This is a genomic window from Streptomyces sp. NPDC006487, from assembly GCF_042870555.1.
Lineage (GTDB): Bacteria > Actinomycetota > Actinomycetes > Streptomycetales > Streptomycetaceae > Streptomyces.
In genome coordinates, this window is the sequence record NZ_JBIAHN010000003.1 from 243899 (window position 1) to 265819 (window position 21921).

The following is a 21921-nucleotide window of genomic DNA, read 5'->3' on the forward strand; positions in this document are numbered from 1 at the left end:
GCATGCCCGGTTCTCCGGATCTCCTCAGGGTGGCCAGACGGAGCTGGCGGGTCAGGATGATGGAGAGATATTAGCACGATCGTTCGTGTTGTTATGGATGGGTCGCGCGCGGCCTGGCTGCCAGCCGGATTCGGGGGGTAGCCCCACCCCGGGCCGGGTGGGCTGCAGGATGTCCCCGACCCCGGCCGCCCCCGGATCCTGATACGGCTCAAGGGACTTCGGCGAACGGGGACAACACGATGACCGACACGGACACGGACACAGGCCCAGGCACAGGCACAGGCACTCGCGCAGGCAGGGGCACGGCCACGCACCGGCGCGCGGCCGCCGCGGCGCTGCTCCTCGCCCTCGCGGTCACCACCGCCTGCCCCGCCGCGGCCGCCACGGCCGCCGCGGGCCGCCCGCCCGCCGGGCCGGTCGGGATCTGGCAGCTCGACGGCTACGGCACCGTGCTCCGCGTGGAGTCCGGACGGCTGCAGGAGTACCAGGTCACCGGTATCAGCTGCCTGCCCGGAGCGAGCGCGCGGCGGGTCCTGGACAGCGGGAGCGCCGCCGCCTTCCGCTACGCCACCGAGGACCACGAGGTCTTCACCGTGCGCCCCGGATCGGTGCACGTCGAAGGCTCGGTCGGCGACCGCGCGACCCGCCGCCTCGGCGCCCTGCCCGAGCGGTGCCGCGAGGCCCAGGAGCCCGGCCCCGCCGCGGACCCGGTCGCCACCTTCGACGTGTTCTGGCAGACCTTCGCGGAGAACTACCCCTTCTTCGCTGCCAAAGGCGTCGACTGGAACGCGGTACGCGAGAGCCACCGCCCCCGCGTGCACGCCGGCACCACCGAAGACGAACTCTTCGCCGTCTTCGAGGAGATGCTCGCCCCCCTGCACGACGCGCACGTCCGCCTCGTCGGCGGCGACCGGCGCTTCGGCGAGGTCCGCCCGGGCACCGTGATGCCGACCCTCGAGCTCGAAACCCGCGTCAAGGCGTACATCCAGGAGGTGGACCTCGGCGGACACGCGCCCCAGGAGTTCGCCCAGGGCCGCATCTCGTACGCCGACCTCCCGGACGGCCGCGGCTACCTGCGCCTCTCCGGCTTCGGGGGTTACACCGAGAGCGGTGACTTCGCCTCCGAGAGCGCCGAGCTCGACCGCGCCCTGGAGAGCGTTTTCACCGCCGAGCGCACCGCCCGTCTACGCGGCCTGGTCATCGACCTGCGCATCAACGGCGGCGGCTCCGACGAGCTCGGCCTGCGCCTGGCCGCCCGGCTCACGGACCGCCCGTACTTCGCCTACGCCAAGCGCGTGCGCAACGACCCCGCCGACGCGACCCGGTTCACCCGCCCGCAGCCCCTGTACGTCCACCCCGCGCGCGGCCCCCGCTACACCGGGCCGATCGCCGTGCTCACCGGTGGCTCCACCGTGAGCGCGGGCGAGACCTTCACCCAGGCCCTCCTGGAGCGCCCCGGCCGGACGGTGCGCATCGGCGAGCCGACCCAGGGAGTCTTCTCCGACGTCCTCGGCCGGGCCCTCCCCAACGGCTGGGAACTCGGCCTGCCCAACGAGCAGTTCCTCACCCGCACCGGGAAGACCTTCGACGGTCCGGGCATCCCCGTCGACGTCCGCACCCCGGTCTTCACGCAGGAGGAGTTCGACGCACACCGCGACTCCGCCTTCACCGCCGCCCTACGACGCCTCCCCCGGGCCTAGGCCGTCCTGCCGCCGAACTGCCGCCGAACTGCCGCCGAACTCCCGTCAGTCCTCGTGCTTCGCGCGGCTCGGCTGGACCCGCTTGGGCTCGCCCGGCATCTTCGGGTAGTCCGGCGGGTACGGCATGTCGCCGAGGCCGTGGTCGTGTTCGTGGCGGTCGGCCAGTTCCAGCGCGGCGTCCAGGGCGAAGGCGTGCTCGTCCATGTCCGCGTGCAGATCGCCCAGTTCCGCGAAGCGGGCCGGCATCGTCACGATGTCGAAGTCGCGCGGCTCCGCCTCGTCCAGCTCGTCCCAGCGCAGCGGCGCGGAGACCGGGGCGTGCGGGCGCGGACGGATGGAGTAGGCCGAGGCGATGGTGCGGTCGCGTGCCGTCTGGTTGTAGTCGACGAAGATCCGCTCGCCGCGCTCCTCCTTCCACCAGGCGGTGGTGACCTTGCCCGGCATCCGGCGCTCCAGGTCCCGGCCGATCGCGATGGCGCACCTGCGGACCTCCGCGAAGGTCCAGCGCGGGGCGATCGGCACGAACACGTGCAGGCCCCGGCCGCCCGAGGTCTTGGGCCAGCCGCGCATGCCCAACTCCTCCAGCAGCACGCGCAGTTCGTGGGCGACCGCGACCGCGTGGTGGTAGTCGGTGCCCGGCTGCGGGTCCAGGTCGATGCGCAGCTCGTCGGGATGGTCGGTGTCCTCCCGCCGGACCGGCCAGGGATGGAAGGTGAGGCATCCCAGGTTGGCGGCCCACAGGACGGCGGCCGGCTCGGTCGGGCAGATCTCGTCGGCGGTGCGGCCGCTCGGGAAGGCGATGTGGGCGGTGGGGATCCAGTCGGGCAGGTTCTTCGGGGCCCGCTTCTGGAAGAAGGACTCGCCCTCCACCCCGTCCGGGAACCGTTCCAGGGTCGTGGGCCGGTTGCGAAGCGCGCGGGTGATCCCGTCCGCGACCGCGAGGTAGTAGGCGGCCACGTCCCCCTTGGTGAGGCCGCGCTCGGGGAAGTACACCTTGTCCGGACTGGACAGCCGGACGGCCCGGCCGCCCGCCTCCAGCTCGATCGCTTTGCCCGCTGCACCCATGTGCGCCACGGTAGGCGGACCCGCGCGGCCCCGCACACCGAGCGTGCACGGGCGTACCACCCCAGAATCGGAGACATGGATCTGCCGGTCATGCCACCCGTGAAGCCGATGCTCGCCAAATCCGTGTCCACGATCCCACCGGGCATGCAGTACGAGGCCAAGTGGGACGGCTTCCGCGCGATCGTCCACCGGGACGGGGACGAGATCGAGCTGGGCAGCCGCACCGGCAAGAGCCTGACCCGGTACTTTCCCGAGCTGGTGGAGGCGTTGAAGGCCAATCTGCCCGACCGCTGCGTGGTCGACGGCGAGATCGTCGTCATCCAGGGCGGGCGGCTCGATTTCGACCGGCTCAGCGAGCGGATCCATCCCGCCGCTTCCCGGGTGAAACTGCTCGCCGAGACGACCCCGGCCTCGTTCGTGGCCTTCGATCTGCTCGCGCTGGGCGACGAGGCCCTTCTCGACACGCCGCTCGCCGACCGCCGCGCCGCCCTGACCCGCATGCTTTCCACCGCTCGGCCCCCCGTACACCTCGCGCCCGCGACCACCGACCCCGCGCTCGCACGGGAGTGGTTCGAACGATTCGAAGGCGCCGGGCTCGACGGGGTCGTCGCCAAACCCCTCGATCTCCCCTACCGGCCCGATGCCCGCCTCATGTTCAAGATCAAGCACGAGCGTACGGCCGACGCCGTCCTCGCGGGTTTCCGTTTCCACAAGAGCGGTCCGATTGTCGGATCGCTGCTCCTGGGGCTCTACGACGCCCACGGCACCCTCCAGCACGTGGGCGTGTGCGCCGCGTTCCCGATGAAGCGCCGAGCCGAGCTGATCGACGAGCTCGAACCGCTCCGGATGCCCGACCCCACAGGGCACCCGTGGGCCGCCTGGGCCGAGGAGTCCGCCCACGAGAGCGCCCGGTTGCCCGGAGCGCAGAGCCGCTGGACCGGCAAGAAGGACCTGTCCTGGGTGCCGCTGCGCCCCGAGTGGGTCTGCGAGGTGGCCTACGACCACATGGAGGGCGACCGGTTCCGGCACACCGCCCAGTTCCGCCGCATACGGCCGGACCGGGAGCCGCGGAGCTGCACGTACGCCCAGCTGGAGGAGGTCGTCGGCTACGACCTCGCCGAGGTGCTGAGCACGAAGGCGACCTGAGGCCCGCCGGTGGCCGGGCTCCCACCGCATCGCGGCCGGCCGTACCGGACGGACGTAAGGTCACAGCCGGGCCGCACCGCACGGCGTCCCGGCACACCGATCCACCGAAGGACGCCCATGAGCACAGCACCCGGCGCACCCGCCGGACGCGCCGTCCCCCGCCCCCACGCCGTCGTCGGAGTCGGCGTGGTCGTCGTCGGCCCCGACGGCCGGGTGCTGCTCGGCCAGGCGCACGACGGGCGCTGGGAACTGCCGGGCGGCAAGGTCGACCCCGGGGAGGGCTTCGAACAGGCCGCCGCCCGCGAGCTGACCGAGGAGACCGCGCTGCGCACAGCCCCCGAGGAGATCCGGATCGTCTCCATCCTGCTCGACGCCGACTCCGGCCTGACCCAGCTGACGGCCGCGGCCGTCACCTCGGCCGCCGAGGGCACCGCCACCGTCACCGAGCCCCACAAGATCGCCCGCTGGTCCTGGTTCGCCCCGGCCGAGATCCCGGCGGCCCTCTACGCCCCGTCCGCGGCGGCCCTGCGCGCCTGGCGGCCCGACCTGGCGCCGCAACTCCCGCACGTACCGTCGTACGACTATCCGACCGCGGTCCCGCCGGACCCCGCGGGAGGCCCGGCGCTTCCCTGAGGACCTGCCCCGCGCCGGTTTCACGCCCCGTTGCGCACGCCGACGTGCCGAACGGATCAGCGGGGCGGTGGCTGTGCCCCTCAGACCACCGTCGCCACCGTCGCCGCGGTGACGGCCGCCATCGCCAGCCGCATGTCACGGATCGCGGCGCGGACGCTCTCGGCCGCCCACTGCCCCTCGGCCATCTCCGCCGTGCGCGCCTCCACCTCCTTGCGCGGGACTCCCGGGAAGGCCAGGGAGTGCAGGCCGGCCGCGTGGATCAGCGCGACGAGGCTCGCGGTGCGCCCGTCCGGCTCCGCGCCGTCGATGACCGCGGAGGCGAGCCGCTCGCGCAGTTCGCGCTCGACCGTTCCGTCGGCCTCCGGGTAGCGCCGCACGGGGAAGACTCCGAGCGCCTTGCGCCGCTCCTCCACGACCACGCCGCGTCCGCTCAGCCGCTCCACGGCCGCTCCGATGGCCTTGGCCTGGTCCTTCGTCAGCCAATCGGTGACCCGGCGCTTGCTCCGGCCGCCCATCCAGGCCCGTATCGACTCGGCCCGGCCGTCGAGCAGTTCCTCCCCGGTGGGCGAGCCGTCCACCAGTTCCAGGTACTTGCCCGAGACCCGCACCCGCTCCGCGAGGACCAGTTCGAGCAGGAGGGCGCCCGCCACGGCCCAGCCCACCGACGGCCGCTGCTTCACCGACCCGGACTCGTCGTCCAGCGACAGCAGCGTGATCTCCTCCGCCAGTGTGATCCCCATGCCCGGCATCCCCGCACCCCCGCACCCTTGGAAACGTAGAACTCCTACGTCTCAACGTAGAACTCCTACGTCTCGTAGAACCTGTCTCATGGCCAGACGTCCACGCCCGGCGGGAAGTTCCCGGGCCCGCCCTACGGCCGCCCCGCCATCGCACGCGGGGCGAAGTTCCCGTCGCCCAGGTCCTCCGCCAGCAGCCGCTTCGCGATCGCGTCCGCGGCGGCCCGCAGCTCCGCACTGCGCGGACGGCCCCGGTCCTTCTCCAGCTGGTCGCCGAGCCACGTGGCCCACGCGTCCGAGATGACGCCCGCTTCCCGCTCGCCCGCCGGGGTCTGCGTGTAGAAGCCGTTCTGCCGCGTCATGTAGCCCTCGTCCACCATCCGTTCGAAGACCGGCAACAGCACCTCCGGGGGCAGGTGGCGGCGCGACGCGATGAGTCCCAGGCTCGCGTAGCCGACGGTGCGGGTCATCAGGTCCACCTGCATCACCGCCCACGCACCCGCCATGTCCAGCCTGGTGTCCGAGGAGTTCACGATCCCGCGGGCCGTCTCCGGCCCCATGCTCCGCACCAGCTTGCCGACCGCCAGTTCCAGCAGCTTCGCCGAGTCCCCGGAGGCCGTGGCGGGCGATCCGAAGCCGTCGCCCATGTCCGTGGAACCGGCCCGCGCGCTGTCGCGCAGCTTGACCTGCTTGAGGAACAGCGCGACGACGAATCCGACCACCGCCACCGGCACGGTCCACAGGAACACCGTGTGCAGGGTGTCCGCGTACGCGTCGATGACCGGCCCGGCCGCCGCCGGATCGAGCCCGTGTACGCCCTGCGGGCTCTGCGCCGCCGCGCCCAGCTGCGCCGGGTCCTGGCCGGTGACGCGCGCGGCCTCCGCGACCCCCTTCGCCAGCGCGGGCTTCAGGGTGTTGGCGTAGATCGTGCCGAAGACGGCGGTCCCGAAGGCACTGCCGAGGGTACGGAAGAAGGTGACGCCCGAGGTCGCGGTGCCGAGATCGGCGTAGTCCACGGTGTTCTGCACGGCGATGGTCAGCACCTGCATGCACAGGCCGATGCCGGTGCCGAGGACGAACATGTACAGCGATTCCAGCCAGGCGTTGGACTGCGGCCCCATCCGCGACAGCAGGTAGAGCCCGAGGCCCATCACCGCGCAGCCGACGATCGGGAAGATCCGGTAGTGCCCGGTCTTGCTCGTGACGTTGCCGCTGAAGACCGACGCGATCAGCAGGCCGATGACCAGCGGCAGCGTGCGCACTCCGGACACGGTGGCCGAATCCCCGTCCACGTACTGCAGGTACGTCGGCAGGAAGGTCATCGCGCCGAGCATCGCAAAGCCGACGACGAAACTGAGGACGGAACAGACCGAGAAGACGGGGTTGTGGAACAGCCGCATCGGCAGCATCGGCTGTGCGGCGCGCATCTCCACCAGGCAGAACAGTGCCAGCGCCACGGCGCCGGCCGCGAAGAGCCCGACGATGAGGGGAGAACTCCAGGCGTACTCGTTCCCGCCCAGGCTCGTGGCCAGGATCAGCGAGCTCGCGCCGATCGCGACCATCGCGATGCCCAGGTAGTCGATGACCGGTTTGCCCGCGGCGCGCACGGAGGGGATCGTCTTCGCGGCCGCCACCACGACCAGGATGGCGATCGGCACGTTGACGTAGAACGCCCAGCGCCAGGTCAGGTGGTCGGTGAAGAGTCCGCCGAGCAGCGGCCCGATCACCGTCGCGACGCCGAAGACGGCACCGATCGCGCCCTGGTACTTCCCTCGTTCGCGCAGCGGGACCACGTCGGCGATGAGGGCCATCGCGGTGACCATCAGCCCGCCGGCGCCGATGCCCTGGATGCCCCGCCACACGATGAGCAGGGTCATGTTGCTCGCGAGGCCGCACAGGAAGGAACCGGTGATGAAGACGATCGCCGAGATCTGGAAGACCAGTTTCCGGCCGAAGAGGTCACCGAACTTGCCGACGAGCACGGTGGCGACCGTCTCGGTGAGCAGGTACGCGGTCACGACCCAGGACATGTGGTCCCCGCCGCCGAGGTCCGCCACGATCGTGGGCAGCGCGGTGCCCACGATCGTCTGGTCCAGGGCCGCCAGCAGCACGCCGAGCATGATCGTGCCGAACACGATGTTGCGCGATCGCCGGTCGAGCAAGGGTGGCGCCGCTGCGGATATGGCGGGGGCTGCACCTTCGGCTGTGGTCACACCTCGCACTCTCACAGCGCCCCCGCCCGGCCGCATGCGGCGTTAGCCCATCCGGGCGGCCGAGACACGGGGGGCTGCGGGAGTGACCCGCCCGCCGGCCGTCAGCGCAGGTAGCCCAGCCCCGGATGTTCCGCCGCGTACCCGGCCACCAGCCGCCGGGCCACCGCGACCGAGTCCACCAGCGGATGCAGCGCGAAGGCCTTGACGGCGTCCGCCCGCGATCCGCTGGCCGCCGCGGCGAGGACCTCCCGTTCGGCGGCCTTGACCGAGGTCACCAGGCCCACCGCGTGCAGCGGCAGCGGATCGACGGCGACCGGGTGGGCCCCGTTGGCGTCGACGAGGCAGGGCACCTCGATGACGGCCTCGGCGTCGAGCACCGACAGGGTCCCGCGGTTGCGGACGTTCAGGATCAGGGTGGCGCGCTCGTCCCGGGCGATGGCGCGCATCAGGGCGAGGGCGACCTTCTCGTACCCGCCCGACTCCAGATCGCTCTCCTCGCGCTCGCCGACGCCCGCGACCTCGCGGTTCTCGGCCATGTACGTCGCTTCGCGCTCGGCCCGGGTGCGGTCCCAGGCGGCCAGCGCCGCCCCGGGCGCCTGATCCGGCCGCGCGGCCTCGGCGTAGAACCCCCGCTGCTGGTCGCGCAGGAACGCCCCGCGCGTCTGCTTGACCTCCTGGTAGGCCCGTACGGTGTCGCGGTTGAAGTAGTAGTAGTGCAGGTACTCGTTCGGGATCGCGCCGAGGGAGCGCAGCCACTCGGCCCCGAACAGCCGGCCCTCTTCGAAGGATTCCAGGGCCTGCGCGTCGGCCAGCAGCCGCGGCAGTTCGTCGCGCCCGCCGATCCGCAGCCCGCGCACCCAGCCCAGGTGGTTGAGGCCGACGTAGTCGATCCAGGCCTCCTCGGGCCGGGCGCCGAGCAGCCGGGCGATCCGCCGCCCGAGCCCGACCGGCGAATCGCAGATGCCGATGACCCGGTCCCCGAGCTCCTCGGCCATGGCTTCCGTGACCACCCCGGCCGGGTTGGTGAAGTTGATCACCCATGCCCCGGGGGCGGTACGGGCCACCCTGCGCGCGATCTCACGCGCCACCGGCACCGTCCGCAGGCCGTACGCGATCCCGCCCGCGCCCACCGTCTCCTGGCCCAGCACTCCCTCGGCCAGGGCGATCCGCTCGTCGGCGGCCCGCCCCTCCAGGCCTCCGACGCGAATGGCCGAAAATACGAAGTCGGCGCCGCGCAGGGCCTCGTCGAGATCGGTGGTGGCCGTGACGGCCGGGGCGTCCGCGATCCCGGCGGCCTGGTCCGCGAGCACCCGTGCCATGGCACGAAGCCGGCCGGAGTCCTCGTCGTACAGGGTCACGTGTGACACCCGGCCTTCGGCGTGGTCGCCGAGCAGGGCTCCGTAGACGAGCGGTACCCGGAATCCGCCCCCGCCGAGGATCGTCAGCCGCACGCCCTTACCGCCTTTCGCAGTGCTCCGGTGCCAGGGTGTCGTGGCACCAGTCTCCCCCGCCGGATCAGTCAACCGGCGACGGCACGGCCCTCAGCCTCGGCAACCGGTGCGGCTGCGCGCCCGGACCGCCCGGCAGCGGACCCGTCGGCCGGCCCTGCGGCGTCGAGAGGACCAGCGTCATCCGGGTCAGCCCCATGCCGTCGAGCATCGGGCCGGATTCCGCCACCATCCGGCAGCGCACCAGGCCCCAGCCCGGGTCCGGGTGGCGCACGGTGCGCACGGCGCCGTCCTGTTCGGCGGCCCCGGCCCCGTGGGTCGTCAGCCAGTGCGGCACTCCGTACCGGTAGGCGGCCTCCATGAACGGGTCACGGGCCACCTCCTGACGGATGCTGCGCAGCCCCTCGTCGTCGGGGGCGGCGGCCAGCGCGGTCGCGAACCGGGCCAGCAGCGGTACGCACCAGGCCGGTTCGTGGTCCTCCAGCACGGCCGCGGCGTCCGGGTGGAACAGCACGAAGCGCAGGAAGTTGTCGTCCGGCAGGGCGGTCGGATGGGGGCGCACCGACTGGAAGAGCCGGTCGAACGCCGAGTTGGTCAGGGCCACGTCCCAGCGGTGGTCCACGAGGAAACTCGGGTAGGGAACGGCCTCCATGAGGGCCGCGTAGTCACACAAGTAGTCGCGCTGCGCGGGATCGTCGGGCAGCCGGCTGTCCTCGGCCGCGCGCCAGGTGGGCGGCGGGTCACGGTCGACCATGATCCGGAAGAGCCAGAAGCACTGCCGCTCGCTCATCTCCAGGGCTTCGGCCAGGGCGAGCAGCTTGCGGTCCGTCCACTCCTTGACCAGGCCGCGCTCCCAGTTTCCGTACGCGCGAACGCTGATGCGCAAACGCGCCGCCAAGTCTTCCTGACTCAGCCCCAGTTCCTCCCGGCGCTGGCGCAAAATCTCCTTGCGTCGCTCCGACCGCACGGCGCCGCGTGCGGACTCCTCGCCCGCGAGGCGCTCCCCACCGATGTGGGCGAGCCCTTCGGACGGGCCCACCGCTGCGAGATGTGGCACCGAGAGCTCCCCCCATCTTTATTACGGTCTGGATCTTCATTTCCGTGTGGCGATCCTGCTACCGACTTCATTCGAGTGTCAACTATTGTGGCAATTCCAGCCTCTGGGCAGCTCGATCCCGCCACAGATGTGGCACGTTCTAGCCGTACGGACAGAGACCGGATAGATTCCTGGAGCCGACCACGTGCCCGTACCCCGACCTCGCGCGATCTAGGAGAACCACTGGTGACAGACGGCTTCCCGGCTCCCGTCGCGGTGGCCAACACGTTCCTGGCGGCCACCGTCACGCGGGTCGCCGAACTCGCGGGCAAGCTGGGCCGCGACCCGAACCAGGTCTTCGACCTGCGCCGCCTCTCCGAGGCCTCGGGCGTACCCGCCGACGTGGTGCGGAGTCTGCTGGACGGCCGGCCCGCCGGTGAGCCCGATCTCCAAACCCGGTTCCTCCAGCGCCTCGACCTCCTGCGGCGCACGCGCGTCAAGCCCAACGGCCGCCGCTACACGCAGCAGGAGATCGCCGACGGCGCCGCCATGTCGCGCCAGCAGGCCGGGGCCCTGATCAACGGCGACAGACGGCCGACCATGGAACACTGTGACGCGATCCAGCGCTTCTTCGGGGTGCACGCCGGATTCCTCACCGCCCACGACGCAGACGCGCTCACGGACGCCCTCCAGCGCACCGAGCAACAGCTGCTCCAGGACTTCGCGGGCCGCGCACGGGAAACCGCACCCGCCCCGGCCGCTTCGACGGGCGATCCCCTGGCAAGACTTCTCCAGAACCACGGCGTACGGGGCATCGCCTGGCGCGCCGCCCAACTGCCCAGCGACAAGCACCGGGACAAGGTGACCGAATGGCTGGACATGCTTCTCGAAAGCGTCAAACCGAACGAATCCTGACCCAGTCGAAAGTCTGGGTCTGATCCTTGAGTCCTGATCCGGATCCGCGCCGACGGGGAGAACGGTGAGCATAGGCAGAGCGCAGCGGCGGTTGTGCGGGGAGCTGGTGGCAGGCATCAGCCTGACCGCGCCCGTGGAGCCCCTGGACCTCTACGCCGCCCTCTGTGAGGGCATGAGCAAACACCGCGGCCGCCGGGTGGAGTTCCGGATGGCCTCGTTCCCGCCGGGGACGGCCAGCGGCCTGTGGCTCGACATGGCGGACCGCGATCTGGTGGTCATCGAGGAACGCACCGCACCCGACCACCAACTGGTGATCCTCGGCCACGAGTTGTGGCACATGAAGGCCGGACACTGCAGCCACCACGTCGACGGCGCCGCCGTCGCCGCGCGGCTGCTGTCGGACGGGGCCGACATCGGCGAGACCGTGCGTCGCGTCGCCGCGCGCACGCGCGCCGACGTCCATGAGGAGACCGAAGCGGAAACCTTCGGTCTGCTGCTGGGCAGCCGCTGCCGGACCTGGCTGGCCGGGTCGGGCAGCCACCGGGCGCCGGCACAGCGGGACCAACTGGCCGGCCGCATCGAGGCCGCGCTCGGATACCGGGGGCACAGGAACGACCATTGAAAGGCCAGGACTACTACACACCGGCAGCCGCGATGGCGATCGCACTCGCCTTCAAACTGCCGACGCTACGGAAGAACTGGCGCGATCCGCTCCTGCGGTCGGTCTGCGCCCTGCTCACCCTGGCCGGCGCGATCTTCATCTTCGCCGCCCCGCCCACGATCACCGCGGTCAACCGCTGGACCGGCATACCCAACTTCTCCGCCCCGCTCGTCTACTGCCTGATCACCGCCTTCAGCGCCGCCTGCCTCGTACTGATCGTCAACTGGCGCGGCGGCCCGCCGGAGGAGACCCGGCGCGTCTCGCGGGCCTGGATCCTCGGCTACTCCGCCGTGATCGTGGCGCTGACGGTGCTGTTCTTCCTCGGTGACACCCCGGTCGAGCGGCTGCGGGACTTCGACACCCACTACGCCAACACCCCCTTCATCCGGGAGCTGATCGCCCTCTATCTGGTGGCCCACAACGTGGCCGCCTTCGTGATGGTCGCGATGTGCTGGCGCTGGTCCCTGCAAGTGCGCGGCTGGCTCCGTGTCGGCCTCGTGATCATCGTCATCGGATACGTCTTCAACCTCTGCTACGACGCCACCAAGATGACCGCCGTCGTGGCCCGCTGGACCGGCCACGACCTGGACTGGCTGAGCACCTCGGTGGCGCCGCCCGTCGCCTCCATCGGAGCCAACGTCAGCGCCGTCGGCTTCGTGCTTCCGCTGGTGTTCCAGCGGCTGTCCGACCGGTGGCAGTACTGGTCCAGGTACCGGCGGCTGGGCACCCTGTGGCACGAGGTGCGCACGTCCGGCCCCACGGGCGTCCCCGGTGTGCGGATGGCCTGGTGGTCCGCCGCGGAGCTGCGGATGATCCAGCGCGAGTCGGACATCCACGACGGCTTCCTGCACCTCGGCCCGTACTTCGACCAGTCCCACCGGGACGACGCCCTCGCACGGGCCCTCGGGGCCGGGGCCGACGAGGACACCGCGCGGGCCGTCGCCGACGCGGCCATGGTCGCCGCCGCCGTGCGCGCCCGCGCGGCCGACCCCGAGGGACGGGTCATCGGGGCCAGTGAGGAAGGGGCGCCGCCGGTCACCGACGGTCCGCGCGACCTCGTACGGATCTCGCACGCCCTGCGCAGTTCGCCGGTGGTGGCCGAATGCCGCCGGCAGGCGGCGCTGTCGGGGCACTGAGCCCGCAGGACCCGGCGCCGGGTACGCGGCCCGGGGCACGCCGCCGCCGGCGGGCGCTCAGCGCCCGGCCAGGGCCAGGGGCAGGGACGGGAACAGGTCCTGGAACGGCGCCGCCGAGTCGATCCCGTCCCGCCCGAAGGGCGCGTCGAAGCTCCACACCATGAACAGCAGGAACACGATCAGCGCGCTGAACAGCCCAGCGAGCAGCAGCTCCCGCCCCGACCGCCGGATCTGCAGGGTGAAGATCAGCCCGACGGTGACCAGCCCGCCCGCGACCAGCCCCAGCCAGACCACCCCCGGCAGCGTGGACTCGTCGCTCTGCGTCCGCTCGTGGCGGGCGTCGTCGGCGGCCGCGATGTGGTCCAGCAGCGGCTGGTAGGCCTGGGCCTGCAGCTCGTTGCCCGGGCTCTGGTGGGTGACGTCGCTGCGCAGCTTGCCGAGGAGTTCGCCGCCCTCCGGGGAAACCGGCGCCCCTGAGGTCAGCCGCGGCCAGTCCACGCTGACGGTGTGGGACACGTACGCGTTGACCTCGCCGCGGATCCGGTCGCGGACGGCGGCGGGGTAGACGTCGGCGCGCTGGGTGACCTCGTACAGGGACTGGGCCTCGCGGCGCACGCTGTCCTCGGCGGCGCCGCGCGCCTCCCAGACACCCGCGATGGCCAGGCCCAGCACGATCGCGTAGACCACGCCGACCATCATCACCATGTACTCGAGGACGTCGGGGGTTTCGCTGGTGTCCTCGTCGTCGGCGACCCGGCGGTGCCGGATCGCGGTGAAGGCGAGGACGAGGGCGCAGACGAGCGCCATGGCGATGGCCAGGACCAGCCATTCGGACACGAGGATTCTCCGTAGGTCGAAACGATCGGACTGAGGGTGGGGCCCGGCTAGCCGCGGCTCCTGGAACGGGGCCGCAGCGCGACGGCCGCGAGCACCGCCGGGGTCGTGACGACGACCATGAGCATCAGGGTCGACATGCCGTCGGGGCCGCGTCGCGCCAGGGCCGCCGAATGGTACGGGCGCACGTGGAAGCGCCCCGCCGCCCCCGCCACCGCTGCGGCCGGCCGCGGAGCCACCGCTCCGCCCGGAGCCACCCGCGCACCCCCGGGCTCCCGCGCCGCGGCCGCCCGCGGCTGCGCCGGAGCGGGCCTTGCCTGCGCCGTCGGCCCGGGGGCGCGCTCCGCCACCGCGCCGGGCGGCGCGGCGGCGGCCAGCCCCAGCCCGGGGTGGCGCACCGTCGGCGCGGCCGGGCCGGGCGGCAGCACCCGGGCGGTCGGCCGTACGGGCGCGGCCGGAACCGGCGCCGCCTCCGGGGGCCGCGGCACCGCCGGCCGCGGCCGCGACCCGGCCGGAACGCACACGTCGACCTGGGCGCCGCGCCCGTGGCCGTCTCCGGCGACCGCCACATGACCGTGCAGCGGGCAGAGCGCCGCCACCAGGCCGGCCCCGGCGAAGTACTGCCAAGCGGTCACCGCACGTTCTCCCGATTCCGCAGCAGGGATGAGGGCTACGCCTGAAGAAACGATCACGGCGGTGGTTCGATACGCGTCGGACAGGGCAAGATCCGCCCTCGGCGGTCCACTTCGCCCCACACCGGGTCTCGGCCCGGTGCCCGCCCGGCCCGGCCCCGTACCGGCGGGCGCGCCCCCGGGCACCACCCCACCGCGCCGCCGCGCGCCCCGGCCCCCGCACACCCGAGGCCGGCGTTCACCCGCCCGGCCCACTCCGCCACGGCGCCGCCCGCTCCCCCCGCCGATGATCGGAGAACCCGATCCCGCAGCTCAGCGGGGTCGCCCCGGGGAGCACAGGGACGGTGGCAGGTGGACGCGGACGGCTCGCAGACCCTCGAAGCACAGGTCGACGCCCTGATGGACGGCCTCCGGGCCGATCTGGAACGGCTCGCGTCGATCCCCTCGGTCGCCTTCCCCGGATATCCGGCGGAGCCGGTCCTGGAGGCACACGACCTGATCGTCTCCCTGTTGCGCGAGGCGGGCGTCCCCGCCGTCGAGCGGATCGACCTACCCGACACCGCCCCGGTCATCTACGGCGAGATCCCGCCCCCGCACCCGGACGCCCCGACCGTCCTGCTCTACGGGCACTACGACGTCCAGCCCGCCGGCAACCCGACCCTGTGGCTCTCCCCTCCTTTCGAGCCGACCCCCGTCCCCGGGGTCCCCGGCGCCCTGCGGGCGCGCGGGATCGCCGACGACAAGTCGAACGTGATCGCACACCTGGGCATGCTCCGGGTCTACGGCGGCCGCCCGCCCGTCGGGATCAAGCTGGTGATCGAGGGACAGGAGGAGTACGGCAGCCCCTTCGACGACTATCCGCCCACCGATCCGGACCGGTTCGCCTGCGACGCGATGGTCATCGCCGACCTCGGCAACCTGCGGCCCGGCACCCCGACCCTGACCACCGGTCTGCGCGGGGCCTGCGAGGTGATGGTGGAGGTGCGCACCCTCGCGGAGGCGCGGCACAGCGGGGAGTTCGGCGGAGCCGCCCCCGACGCCCTGCTGGTCCTGCTCCGGGCGCTGGCAGGCCTGCACGACGAACACGGAGACGTGGCGGTGCCCGGGCTGCGCCGCGATCCCTGGGAGGGAACGACCTATACCGAGGAGGAGTTCCGCGAGCTGGCCTCCGTCCGGGACGGGCTGCCGCTGATCGGCACCGGCTCGCTCGGCGAGCGGCTGTGGAGCGGACCCGCCGTCACCGTCATCGGGCTCGACGCCCCGGACGTGGCGGGCGCCGCCTCCGCCGTGGTCCCGTACGCGCGGGCCAAGCTGAACCTGCGCTTCCATCCCCTCCAGGACGCGAAGGAGGCTCGCGCCGCGCTCGTGAAGCACCTGCGCGCGCAGCGCCCCTTCGGGATCCCGCTCACCGTCACCCCGGGCGACACCGGCCCCGGCTTCGAGGCGCGGACGGGCGGGCCGGCGTACCGGGCGGCGCTGACCGCGCTGAAGGAGGCCTGGGGCACCGAGGCCTCGTACGTGGCCACGGGCGGCTCCATCCCGCTGGTGAACGGCCTGGCGCGGGCGGCTCCGGGGGCGGAGGTGCTGCTGTTCGGCGCGCAGGACAGCATGTGCAATCTGCACGCGCCGAACGAACGGGTGCTGATGTCGGAGGTGCGCAACACGGTGGTGGCGATGGCCGCCTTCGTCCGGGAGTACGCCGCCGACTTCGGCGCGGCCGGTTCCCGTGACGCCGCCCGGGACCCCTCGAACCCCTCGGGAGGCGCCCGGTGACCACCGCGCCCCCGCCGCCGGCAGCCCCGCCGCCGTCCCCGCCGGCCGCGCCGGCTCCACCCGAGGGTCCGGCGCCCGCGCGGAAGTTCTCCTTCCCCAGCGCGCTGACCATCCTGGCCATCGTCACCGTCGCGATCTGGCTGCTGGCCTTCCTCGTCCCGGCCGGCGAGTACGACCGCAACGACAGCGGCTCCCCCGTCGCCGGCACCTACCACCGGGTCGACGGCACCCAGAGCTTCACCGATCGCCTGAACGACCTTTTCCTCTCCCCCGTCAACGGGCTCTACGGTCTCCGGGACCCCAAGACCGGCGAGGTCGGCCCCACCTTCAGCGGTGATCTGTACGGCAGCGCGGGCGTGTTCCTCTTCGTCCTCGCCATCGGCGCCTTCATCACCGTCGTGTTCGCCACCGGGGCCCTCGACCGGGGCATCGCCCGCCTCGCCCACCGGCTGCGCGACCGCGGGGCCCTGCTGATCGCCGCCGTCATGGTGGTGTTCTCGATCCTCGGCACCGTGGAGGGCTTCGCCGAGGAGACCCTCGGGTTCTACGGACTGCTGGTGCCGATGATGCTGGCCCTGGGCTACGACCGGCTCGTCGCCGTCGGCGCCGCCATCCTGGGCGCGGGCATCGGCGTGCTCTGCTCCACGGTGAACCCGTTCGCGACCGGCGTGGCTTCCTCGGCGGCCGACATCTCGCTGGGGGACGGGATCGGGCTGCGCTTCCTCATGTGGATCGTCCTGACCGCCGTGACCGTCCTCTACGTGATCCGGTACGCGCGACGGGTCCAGAAGGACCCCTCCAAGTCGATCTGCGGATTCCTGCCCGGGGACCGGGAGCAGAAGGCCACCGGCGCCGAATACCCCGAGGGCGCGGAACCGGAGCTGACCCGGCTGCACAAGATCGTGCTGATCCTGCTGGTCCTCGTCTTCGCCTTCATGATCTTCTCGGTGGTGCCCTGGTCGAGCGCGCTCACCGGCAAGGCGGACGCGACCCCGTACGTCTGGGAACTGGACTGGTCCTTCGCCCAGTTGGCGGCGCTCTTCATCTGCGCGGCCGTACTGATCGGCCTGGTCACCCGCATGGGCGAGGCCAAGCTCAGCTCCACGATCATCCAGGGCGCCGCCGACTTCATCTCGCCCGCCCTGGTCATCATGCTGGCGCGCGGGGTCACGGTCATCATGAACAACTCGAAGATCACCGACACCGTGCTGCACTCCATCGAGGGCGTGGTGAAGGGGACTTCGTCCGGGGTCTTCGCGATCATCGTCTTCCTCGTGAACCTCCCGCTCGCCTTCCTGATCCCCTCCACCTCCGGGCACGCCACGCTCACCATGCCGATCCTGGCCCCGCTCGCCGACTTCGCGGGCGTCTCCCGAGCGCTGATGGTGACGGCCTGGCAGTCGGCGAGCGGGTGGATGAACCTCTGGGTCCCCACCACCGCGGTCACCATCGGCGGTGTGGCACTGGCCAAGGTCGGCTACGACAAGTACCTGCGCTTCGTCTGGCCGTTGCTCGCCATCCTCTTCGTCATGATGTGCGGGTTCCTGGCACTGGGCGCCGCGATGTGACGGCGGCGGCGCGGGCCGCGTGCGGAACGCGCGCAGGGGCGCGACCCCGGGTACCTCCCAGCGGTAGCTGGGGGACGGGTCGCGCCCCTGCGTGACGTGCTGCTCGAGGTCCGGGCCGGCTAGGCCTCCGGGTTGCCGCCGAAGCGCTCGCGGTAGGACTCCAGGTCCTCTTCGGTGACCCTGGGGAAGAGCACCGCCGGAACCGTGAACGGGGTGCCCGCCGGCACCGCGTCGAGGGACGCGGCCTGCTCCGGGGTGACCCAGGTGGCCGTGTCGCCGGCGAGCTCGAACGCGGAGCGCATGGCGCGCGCCGAGGCCGGGATGAACGGCTCGGAGACCACCGAGTAGAGGTGGATGAGGTTCATCGCGGTGCGCAGCGTGAGCGCGGCGCCCTCCAGGTCGGTCTTGACCTCCGTCCAGGGGGCCTTCTCGTCGAGGTAGGCGTTTCCGGCGGACCACAGGGCCCGCAGCGCGGCCGCGGCCTTGCGGTACTGGAGCGCGTCCATGTGGCCCTCGTACTCGGCCAGCAGTTCGGCGATCTGTGCGCCCAGCTTGGCCTCGACCTCGCCCGCGGGGCTGCCGGCCGGGACCTCGTCGCCGAACTTCTTGCGGGAGAAGGTCAGTACGCGGTTGACGAAGTTGCCGAGGGTGCCGCCGAGGTCCTTGTTCACCGTGGCGGCGAAGTGCTCCCACGTGAAGGAGGAGTCGTCGGACTCGGGCGCGTTGGCGATGAGGAAGTAGCGCCAGAAGTCGGCCGGGAGGATCTCCAGCGCCTGGTCGGTGAAGACGCCGCGCTTCTGCGAGGTGGAGAACTTGCCGCCGTAGTACGTCAGCCAGTTGAAGGCCTTGACGTAGTCGACCATCTTCCACGGCTCGCGGACGCCGAGCTCGGTGGCGGGGAACATCACCGTGTGGAACGGGACGTTGTCCTTGGCCATGAACTGCGTGTAGCGGACGTCCTCGGCCTCGTACCACCAGGACTTGTAGTCGCGGTTCGCCGGGTCGGCGTCCGCCCACTCCTTGGTCGAGGCGATGTACTCGATCGGCGCGTCGAACCAGACGTAGAACACCTTGCCGTCGGCGGCCAGCTCGGGCCACGTGTCGGCCGGGACCGGGACGCCCCAGTCGAGGTCGCGCGTGATGGCGCGGTCGTGCAGGCCTTCGGTCAGCCACTTGCGGGCGATCGAGGACGCGAGCTGCGGCCACTCCTCCTCGTGCTCCGCGACCCAGGCCTCGACCTCGACCTGGAGCTTGGACTGGAGGAGGAAGAGGTGCTTGGTCTCGCGGACCTCCAGCTCGGTGGAGCCGGAGATGGCCGAGCGGGGCTCGATCAGGTCCGTGGGGTCCAGGACGCGGGTGCAGTTCTCGCACTGGTCGCCGCGGGCCTTGTCGTAGCCGCAGTGCGGGCAGGTGCCCTCTACGTAGCGGTCCGGCAGGAAGCGTCCGTCGACCGGCGAGTAGACCTGCCGGATCGCGCGCTCCTCGATGAAGCCGTTCTTCTCGAGCTGGCGCGCGAAGTGCTGGGTGATCTCGCGGTTCTGCTCCGAGGAGCTGCGGCCGAAGTAGTCGAAGGACAGCTCGAAGCCGTCGTAGACCGCCTTCTGGGCGTCGTGGGCCTGCGCGCAGAACTCGGCGACCGAGAGACCGGCCGACTTCGCGGCGAGCTCGGCGGGGGTGCCGTGCTCGTCGGTGGCGCAGATGTAGAGGACGTCGTGGCCGCGCTGGCGGAGGTACCGGGAGTACATATCCGCCGGAAGCATCGACCCGACCATGTTGCCCAGGTGCTTGATCCCGTTGATGTAGGGAAGCGCGCTGGTGATCAGGTGTCGAGCCATCCTCGGATGCTCCATTTCATATATGCCGGTACGACGTGACGTGCGGTTCATCGTATCGAACCGCCGAAACGCCACGCCCCGCATTTCTTCGGGGTGGACTGGGGGGTACAACGCAAAACGGGGGTGCAAAACAAAAGCGAGGACTGTGACCACTCCGTCACGGCCCTCGCGCTGCGGCCATGGTACAGCGGGCCGGGCAGCCCCCGAACCGCCGTCCGCCCCCGGTGGGACACCGTCCGCGGCGGCCCCGGACGGTGCTCCGGCGAGCGGCAGCTGCGAGCCGGGGGCGGCGGGCGGCGCGGGTGCGGGGCCGCCCCGGCGGTGGGCCGTCAGTCGCGGCCGCCCCGGCCCCCGTCGATGGCGGTGATCCGGGCGCCGCTCGCGAGTCTGCCCGTCAGGTCGGGCGCGGGGCCCTGCGGACCGGCGACCGGGACGGTCAGGGTCCGGCCGGCGGCTTCCGCACGGACGGCTCCGGCCGCCGTGATGCCCACGACCTCCCGGCTGCCCGCCGCCAGGAGGTACCAGCGGCCGGCGGGCGACTTCCACCGGGTGCCCGCGAGCAGGTGCTGCCCGAACCGTCCGCACGCGGCGGTGTCGCTGGACCGCGCCACGTCCTGCGGGGGTCCGGCGGGCAGCCGCAGCTGGACCAGGACGTCACCCGGACCGGCCCAGCCGGAGGCCCGGGTGCAGGTCCAGACGGCCCGGCCCGCGCCGTCGGGGAGTTCGGAGCCGGCGAAGTCCCAGACGTTGACGGCCCGTACCGCTCCGGCGCGGTGCTCCCGCAGCCGGCAGGCGACCGGCGCCCATGCCGCCCGCGCGGCCGGACCGGTGGCCTCGCGCGGCTGGCGTGCGGCCACCGCCCCGGGACCGTCGGGCAGTGGCGTGTAGGTGAGGTGTACGGGGGTCAGCGCGCCCAGGTCGGCGAGGACGAAGGCGTGCTTCTCCACGATGCGGTCGGAGGAGGTCAGTTCCAGCACGGGCCACGCCGCACAGGCGCCGGCTCCGGCGGCGCCACCGGCACTGCCCGCGCCGCCCGCGCCGTCCGTGATCGGCACCGCGGTCTCCGCGGTGACCCCGTCGGCGGAGACGGCCAGCGGCTTGGTCCCCTCCCCCGTCCGGAGCAGGTCGCGGGTGCCGGCCCGGGCGATCCACGGCGCGAGCAGGTACCTGGCCCGGCCCCCGTCCGTACTCCCCTTCCCCGGGGTGCGGCTGAGGGTCAGCGCGGCGGCGGTGGTCACGTTCGCCTCGTCGGTACGGGCGAACGCCAGCTCCCGGCCGCGCGGCCCGCCGGTGCCACTGGTGCCGCCGGCGCCGTCAGCACCGCCCGGGCCTTCAGCCGGTTCGCCGTATCGCACCACCCGGTCCCCGTCGAGCAGCAGCACGACCGCACGCCCGGCGACGTCGCCCGCGTACAGGAGCTGCGGCGCGCGCAGCGGCGCATCACCGGCCGTCCCCGGCGCGGCCGTCACCGTCACCTCCCGGGGCCGGGCGGACCAGGCGGCGAGGGCGCGGGCGAGCAGGTCCCGGTCGGCGGTGCGGGCGCCGCGGGCGGGCCAGGCGGTGAAGTCGACGCGGGCGGTGTCCGCCCAGGCCTCGGCGGGAACGCGGACCAGCCGGGCGGGGTCCAGCGCCCCGGCGACGGCCGGTCCGGCGAGCGGCGAGGCCTCGGGCCGGGGCGGCGACCCGTCGGCCGCGAGGATCCCGGCGACCAGCGCCAGCGCGGCCGCGGCGGTCCAGCCGGCCCGGGTCCGGCGGCGCCGGCGCAGCAGGTCGGTGGGGCGGGCGCTGACCACGGCGGCATCGAACTCGACGCCGACACCGCCCGGCCCCCGCAGGAGCGTTTCCCCAGCCAGATCTCCGGTACGGGCAGGAGTGGGTGGGGCGGTACCGGTAACGCCCCACACCCCCGGCGCCTGCGAGCCCTGCCCCTCTCCCTGCGCCCGCCCCCGGCCCGGCGCCGGGGCCCACTCCCGCCAAGCGGCCAGCGCCTCCCGCACGGCGTCCGCCGGGTCGGCCACCCCGGCCTGCCCGAGCAGCCGGGCCACCGCCTCTTCGGGCAGGCCGTCCATGCCGTGCAGGACGAACGCGGCCCGGACCGGCCCCGGAGCAGCGCCCAGCGCCCGGGCGGGCTCGTCGATCCCGCCCGCCGGGGGCCACAGCCGCAGCCCCCAGACGAAGGGCGGCACCGGCGGCCAGCCGAGCCCGGCCGCGGCGAGGCGCGCCCGGCCGGACGGGGCGAGGCTCGCGCGCAGGACCCGTACCCGCACCTGGGCCAGGGGGCCGCCCGGCCCGTCGGGCCCGGCCGGAGCCTGGGTACTGCCGCGCCCGCCGTGCGGGAGTGCTCGCTGGACCGCCTTGTGTGCGAGGAGTACCCGGGTATGGCGGCCCAGGGTGACCGGGAGGGTCACGTAGGCGAGCCGTACCAGTTGGGGGTAGTGCTCGACGAGAACTGCCTCGGCCTGCTCCACGGCGGTGGAGCCGAATCGCTGTGTTGTACCCACCCTCCGACAAACGAGTGAATCTTGGGATGGTCACACGCCGTGCCGTCCGGCGGGGAACGAAACGGACGCACAGGAGAACGGCATATGC

17 protein-coding genes are annotated in these 21921 nt (G+C 72.7%); 8 read left to right on the plus strand and 9 right to left on the minus strand.

Features of this window, described 5'->3' with window-relative positions; genetic code table 11:
- The first annotated feature begins 239 nt into the window (after positions 1–239).
- On the plus strand, positions 240–1700 hold the full coding sequence (locus ACFYM0_RS06300; RefSeq protein WP_388497178.1) for a S41 family peptidase: 1461 nt from the start codon (positions 240–242) through the stop codon (positions 1698–1700).
- Positions 1701–1745: 45 nt separating this feature from the next.
- Here the strand turns inward: ACFYM0_RS06300 and ligD are convergent, their stop codons facing one another.
- The gene (gene ligD / locus ACFYM0_RS06305) at positions 1746–2765 is read right to left on the minus strand and encodes a non-homologous end-joining DNA ligase (protein ID WP_388497180.1); all 1020 of its coding nucleotides are present in this window, start codon (positions 2763–2765) and stop codon (positions 1746–1748) included.
- 75 nt (positions 2766–2840) lie between these two features.
- Here ligD and ACFYM0_RS06310 point away from each other — a divergent pair, with 75 nt between their 5' ends.
- Together ACFYM0_RS06310 and ACFYM0_RS06315 are read left to right on the plus strand one after the other, a co-directional pair.
- The gene (locus ACFYM0_RS06310; RefSeq protein ID WP_388497183.1) at positions 2841–3911 is read left to right on the plus strand and encodes an ATP-dependent DNA ligase; all 1071 of its coding nucleotides are present in this window, start codon (positions 2841–2843) and stop codon (positions 3909–3911) included.
- A 117-nt stretch (positions 3912–4028) separates the two neighbouring features.
- Positions 4029–4544 (plus strand): NUDIX domain-containing protein, encoded by a 516-nt coding sequence (locus tag ACFYM0_RS06315; protein WP_388497186.1) that lies wholly within the window; start codon positions 4029–4031, stop codon positions 4542–4544.
- Positions 4545–4624: 80 nt separating this feature from the next.
- Here ACFYM0_RS06315 and ACFYM0_RS06320 read toward each other — a convergent pair whose 3' ends face one another.
- From ACFYM0_RS06320 to ACFYM0_RS06335, 4 genes are all read right to left on the minus strand, one after another.
- Complete coding sequence (locus ACFYM0_RS06320) at positions 4625–5284, minus strand: GPP34 family phosphoprotein (RefSeq protein WP_388497188.1); 660 nt, start codon at positions 5282–5284, stop codon at positions 4625–4627.
- 131 nt (positions 5285–5415) lie between these two features.
- Positions 5416–7494, minus strand: a complete 2079-nt coding sequence (locus ACFYM0_RS06325; RefSeq protein WP_388497190.1) for an MDR family MFS transporter — start codon at positions 7492–7494, stop codon at positions 5416–5418.
- A 101-nt stretch (positions 7495–7595) separates the two neighbouring features.
- Complete coding sequence (locus ACFYM0_RS06330) at positions 7596–8945, minus strand: 6-phospho-beta-glucosidase (RefSeq protein WP_388497193.1); 1350 nt, start codon at positions 8943–8945, stop codon at positions 7596–7598.
- Positions 8946–9009: 64 nt separating this feature from the next.
- On the minus strand, positions 9010–9999 hold the full coding sequence (locus ACFYM0_RS06335) for a helix-turn-helix domain-containing protein (protein WP_388497195.1): 990 nt from the start codon (positions 9997–9999) through the stop codon (positions 9010–9012).
- 225 nt (positions 10000–10224) lie between these two features.
- Between ACFYM0_RS06335 and ACFYM0_RS06340 the strand changes: the two genes are divergently transcribed.
- The 3 genes from ACFYM0_RS06340 to ACFYM0_RS06350 all read left to right on the plus strand — a co-directional run bounded on the left by ACFYM0_RS06340 (position 10225) and on the right by ACFYM0_RS06350 (position 12690).
- The gene (locus ACFYM0_RS06340; protein ID WP_388497198.1) at positions 10225–10893 is read left to right on the plus strand and encodes a helix-turn-helix domain-containing protein; all 669 of its coding nucleotides are present in this window, start codon (positions 10225–10227) and stop codon (positions 10891–10893) included.
- Between the two features lie 64 nt (positions 10894–10957).
- Positions 10958–11515: a toxin-antitoxin system, toxin component gene (locus ACFYM0_RS06345; protein ID WP_388497200.1), complete on the plus strand. Its 558-nt coding sequence runs from the start codon at positions 10958–10960 to the stop codon at positions 11513–11515.
- On the plus strand, positions 11512–12690 hold the full coding sequence (locus ACFYM0_RS06350; RefSeq protein WP_388497203.1) for an MAB_1171c family putative transporter: 1179 nt from the start codon (positions 11512–11514) through the stop codon (positions 12688–12690). The genes ACFYM0_RS06345 and ACFYM0_RS06350 overlap by 4 nt, the downstream gene beginning before the upstream one ends.
- Positions 12691–12747: 57 nt before the next feature.
- Here ACFYM0_RS06350 and ACFYM0_RS06355 read toward each other — a convergent pair whose 3' ends face one another.
- Positions 12748–13527: a hypothetical protein gene (locus ACFYM0_RS06355; RefSeq protein ID WP_388497204.1), complete on the minus strand. Its 780-nt coding sequence runs from the start codon at positions 13525–13527 to the stop codon at positions 12748–12750.
- A gap of 47 nt (positions 13528–13574) precedes the next feature.
- Entirely contained in the window at positions 13575–14159 is a 585-nt protein-coding gene (locus ACFYM0_RS06360) for a hypothetical protein (protein ID WP_388497207.1), read from the minus strand.
- Between the two features lie 348 nt (positions 14160–14507).
- On the opposite strand from ACFYM0_RS06360, the gene ACFYM0_RS06365 reads away from it, so the two are divergent.
- Together ACFYM0_RS06365 and ACFYM0_RS06370 are read left to right on the plus strand one after the other, a co-directional pair.
- Positions 14508–15929, plus strand: a complete 1422-nt coding sequence (locus ACFYM0_RS06365; protein ID WP_388497210.1) for a M20/M25/M40 family metallo-hydrolase — start codon at positions 14508–14510, stop codon at positions 15927–15929.
- Entirely contained in the window at positions 15926–17497 is a 1572-nt protein-coding gene (locus ACFYM0_RS06370) for a YfcC family protein (protein ID WP_388497213.1), read from the plus strand. The genes ACFYM0_RS06365 and ACFYM0_RS06370 overlap by 4 nt, the downstream gene beginning before the upstream one ends.
- 119 nt (positions 17498–17616) lie before the next feature.
- On the opposite strand, the gene metG is transcribed toward ACFYM0_RS06370, so the two are convergent.
- Complete coding sequence (gene metG / locus ACFYM0_RS06375; RefSeq protein WP_388497215.1) at positions 17617–19332, minus strand: methionine--tRNA ligase; 1716 nt, start codon at positions 19330–19332, stop codon at positions 17617–17619.
- A 329-nt stretch (positions 19333–19661) separates the two neighbouring features.
- The gene (locus ACFYM0_RS06380; protein ID WP_388497217.1) at positions 19662–21833 is read right to left on the minus strand and encodes a hypothetical protein; all 2172 of its coding nucleotides are present in this window, start codon (positions 21831–21833) and stop codon (positions 19662–19664) included.
- Positions 21834–21921 lie beyond the last annotated feature (88 nt).